The organism is Bradyrhizobium sp. WSM2254 (assembly GCF_000472645.1).
Lineage (GTDB): Bacteria > Pseudomonadota > Alphaproteobacteria > Rhizobiales > Xanthobacteraceae > Bradyrhizobium > Bradyrhizobium niftali.
Genome location: NZ_AXAB01000092.1, coordinates 1 through 4,415 on the forward strand (window position 1 = coordinate 1; position 4,415 = coordinate 4,415).

General features: G+C 61.4%; 1 protein-coding gene. It reads left to right on the top strand.

From position 1 onward, the window contains the following. Positions 1 to 763 precede the first annotated feature (763 nt). A complete protein-coding gene (locus tag A3M7_RS0137565; protein WP_245284416.1) occupies positions 764 to 4,003 on the top strand; it encodes a CHAT domain-containing tetratricopeptide repeat protein in 3,240 nt (1,079 codons plus the stop codon). The last annotated feature ends 412 nt before the right edge of the window (positions 4,004 to 4,415 follow it).

Below are 4,415 nucleotides of genomic sequence, written 5' to 3' on the forward strand. Positions count from 1 at the left end.
ATACAGAGGACACATCCGCTGTCGGGTCTTATGACCCAGCCGGTCCAAGAACGGCATCAGCCAGCGTTCGAGTTCGTCTTCCCATCCCGACATGGTCAGCCCTCCAAGAGCCGACCACCCATGAATCATTGAAAAATTGATTCGGGAATCCTATAAAACGCGGCAAAATCAATAATCTGCCAAAGTAGTGCTAGGGCGTGTACTCATAACGCGCAGAAGTCCGGTCTTGAAGGCTAAGCGGAGATGTTCCGCTCGGTCAGCGCATTGCCGCTGGTGACCCAAAGCCGAAATCATAGATTGGCCGCCGGGCTGTCGCTATCGGGTGTAGAGCGGACGTGGACTACGGGAGAATGGGATTTCCGCTTCTGACCCAGCCCGGACCGCTGATACTCTCACACTTGTTTGGTCTTCCTCATCACGTGCGATGGGATGCTCATTTTTAATATTGGCTCGAATCAGGCAGCCGATCGACCAAATTGGCCGCAAACGAGCGATCTAGCTGGTCTGCAAGCTTACCTTATGCCACTTTCCAACATACTTCGTATGAATGCTGGACGGTATCAACGACGTTTCGTTAGAGGCGGATTAGATGAACGCGGCAGCTTGGATAGGCTCTCGTATTAGGCGTAAGAAATTCCTTTTTTTGATAGTGCTTGTTGCCTGCGCGGGAATATTGCACTCGCCGGTCTCAATAGCGCTCACGATGGAAGGGGCAATAGAAAACTGCCGCACTACGGTTGGCCGGCCGATCGTGCAGGCGTGCATGGGGGGAACAAAGGACGAAGCGAAGCTTGCCGCTTGTCGCGCGAAAGCCACGCCCAGTGTCAAGGCCTGCGTGATCGCGGCGCTGAACAAGGCCCATGGCCGCGCCAACGTTGCAATCTCGATCGATGACGGCAAGGTGAAGAAGGAGGCGGTGAACCTCGGCAACGCGCTTCCTGCGGGCTTTGTACCGCCGCCACGTTCGATCGCCGACATTGCCGCCGTTCTCGACAATGAAAAGCCGGAAGCCGCCACGCTGGCACGGATGAAGGCCGACGCCGACAAACAACCGGCGCGCGGTCTTTCGGGCGATGATCTCGCCAAGCACTACTACTATCGCGCCGCCGCGCGCTCTGTGCTCGGACGAACCGATGATGCGATCGCCGACGCCGAAAAGGGGGCTGCGATCACCGGCAATCCTCGGCTGAAGTATCTCCTGCGTCTTTCTGTTGCCAGGCAGAAACAGGTAGTTGGTGACCTTAGGTCCACCATCGCGATGTTCCAGCAGCTGTTGCGCGAGATCGACGGGCGGATCGAAAGCATCAACTTCACCTTTCTTTTTTGCCGAGACATCGTTCAGGCATTGATACTTGCAGGTGATATTCCTCAGGCTGATGGTTACCTGCGACGCTCCCAGGCACGATTGGCGGACGTCCGCACCAGCGGCGTTCCGATGATACGCAAGAGCTATTCGGATCGGGGAAGAAACCTTGAGGGAGAATTCGAGTCGACCCGGGGACTTCTCCTGGAAGCGCGGGGGCAATATCGCGACGCCGAAGCCGCCTACAAGAAGGCCTCCGACTACAAGCGGGCGCATCTTGGGCACATCGACGATCTCGACCTTTCGCTGACCGACACGGAAGTCCGTCTCAACGCCGACACGGAACTGCTGAACGCGGCGCGGATGAAAGCGAAACAGGGCAGGCTGGCCGAGGCCGAAGTCGATGCCCGCGCCGTGCTGCTGGCGCGGCTGAAGGAGCAGGGCAAGTACAATCCGGCCACCACGCGTTTTGTCATGGGGCTGGCCGGCACACTCATCGAACAGGCGCGATATGGCGACGCGGAGAAACTAATCCGCTCGGCGCTCGACATTCAACGCACGGTCGGGATCGGCGACGACAGCCAGTACAGCGCGCAAATCCTCTCGCAGCTCGGCGCGGTGCTGACTTTCCAGGGCAAGGTGCCAGAGGCAGCCCAAGCCTATGCCGAACTGGACAAGGCGATCGCCAAATGGGAGCCGAAGCGCAAAGAAGTTCTCGAACTGAGCGGGTCACGGATTTTTGCGCTCTACGCTTCCGGCCAGATCGAGGCAGGAATAACGGCCGCACAGGAGCTGGTGAAGCGCGAGGTCAGCCGCGTTGGCGAACGGCACTTCGACGCCGCCGCGGCGCGCGGCACCCTGGCGCAGGGATTGGCGCTTGCCGGCAAGGATGCGGATGCGGCGCGCGAGTTCAAGGCGGCGATCCCGATCCTGATGGCGGCGCAGCGCGAGAATGCCAACGATGACGACGAGACCGTGAGTGCGGCGCGCAGCCAGCGGCTGCAGGCGATCGTGGAGGCTTATATCGGCCTGCTGGTCAAATCCGGCGACGGAACGAACAGTCAGGCCTCGCTCGAGGCATTCGCCCTAGCTGACGCGATCCGCGGCCATTCGGTGCAGAAGGCGCTCTCGGCTTCCAGCGCACGCAGCGTGGCGAAAGATCTAGCGTTGGCGGAACTCGTGCGCAAGGAGCAGGATCTCGGCAAGCAGATCAACGCTCAGCTAGGCGCTCTCAACAACGCGCTCGCCTCGAATACGCGCGACGAGAGCGTCGTCAGCGCGACCAAGGCCTCGATCGACAAGCTGCGCGTCGACCGCTCGAAGGCGCGCGAGGACATCGCCAAACGCTTCCCGAGCTATGCCGAACTGATCGATCCGAAACCGCCGACGGTCGACCAGATCAGGGAAGCGTTGGTTCCGGGCGAAGCGATGCTGTCCTTCTATTTCGGCCGCGCCGGCAGCTTCGTCTGGGCGGTGCCGAAAGACGGACAGGTGGCGTTTGCGGCGATCAACGCCACCTCCGGCGACGTCGAGAGCAAGGTGCGGAAGCTGCGCGAGGCGCTGGAGCCGAACGCGGCGATGATCGCGGACATTCCGGCATTCGATGTCGAACTCGGATATGAGCTTTATTCGCTGCTGCTCAAGCCGATCGAGGCCGGCTGGAAGCCGTCGAAGAGCCTAATCGTGGTAACGAATGGTGCGCTCGGCTTGCTGCCGCTGTCGCTATTGCCGACGGCGCCCGCGCAGGTCGAGGCCAATGAGGACGTGCTGTTTGCGAGCTACCGCAAGGTACCGTGGCTGGCGCGCACGCATGCCGTGACCATGGTGCCATCCTCGGCGGCACTGCGCACCCTGCGAGGCCTGCCCCCAGGTAAGCCGGAGCGGAGCGAGCTGATCGCCTTCGGCGATCCCTACTTCTCGCCGGAGCAGCAGGAAGAGGCGATGCAGCAGGTGAAGCTCGCGGATGCCTCCACCAGCTCGCAGCTTGCGGCAACGACGCGTGGCCTTCCCTTGATGCGGCGCAACGCGCCGAAACTGGAGGGCGTGGACAGCGCCGAGCTGGCGCTGCTGCCACGATTGCCTGATACCGCAGACGAGTTGAAGTCGATCGCGCTGGCGCTGCAGGCCGATCCCAGCAAGGTTCTCAACCTCGGCAAGGACGCCAATGAGCATAGGGTCAAGACCATCGATCTGTCCGGCTTCAAGGTGCTGGCATTCGCCACTCACGGCCTGGTGCCGGGTGAGCTCAATGGCTTGACCCAGCCGGCGCTGGCTCTCTCGGCGCCGGCGGTGTCAGGCGTCGAGGGCGATGGCCTGCTGACCATGGAGGAGGTCCTGGCGCTGAAGCTCGACGCCGACTGGGTCGTTCTGTCGGCCTGCAATACCGGAGCCGGGGCGGGAGCGGGAGCGGAGGCGGCCTCGGGCCTCGGCCGCGCTTTCTTCTATGCCGGCACGCGGGCGCTTCTGGTCACCAACTGGTCGGTCCATTCGCAGTCGGCCCGCGAACTCGTCACCGACCTTTTCAAGCGGCAGGCAGCCGACAGGAATGTCACCCGCAGCGAGGCGTTGCGGCAGGCGACAATGGCCATGCTGGAAGGTCCAGGTTACACCGGCGCTTCTGGCAAGACCGAGTTCGCCTATGCGCACCCACTGTTCTGGGCACCCTACACGATCATCGGCGACGGAGGCATGCGCCGCTGAAAAAAGGAATGAATCGAGCTGGGGCATGTCCGAACTGGCCCAGCAGACGTTCGGTGGCGCGGTCGACGTCGGCTTCCAGGGGATAAGCGGACGTGGAGCACGGGGACGCACCGATTTCAGCTTGTGGCCCAACGCGGAAGTCCTGCGACGTCCGCTTTCGCGCCGCTATCGAGGGCATAGCGGACGTCTAACGGCGTCCCGATTAATGGGTACACGACCTAGCACTACTTTGGCAGATTATTGATTTTGCCGCGTTTTATAGGATTCCCGAATCAATTTTTCAATGATTCATGGGTGGTCGGCTCTTGGAGGGCTGACCATGTCGGGATGGGAAGACGAACTCGAACGCTGGCTGATGCCGTTCTTGGACCGGCTGGGTCATAAGACCCGACAGCGGATGTGTCCTCTGTAT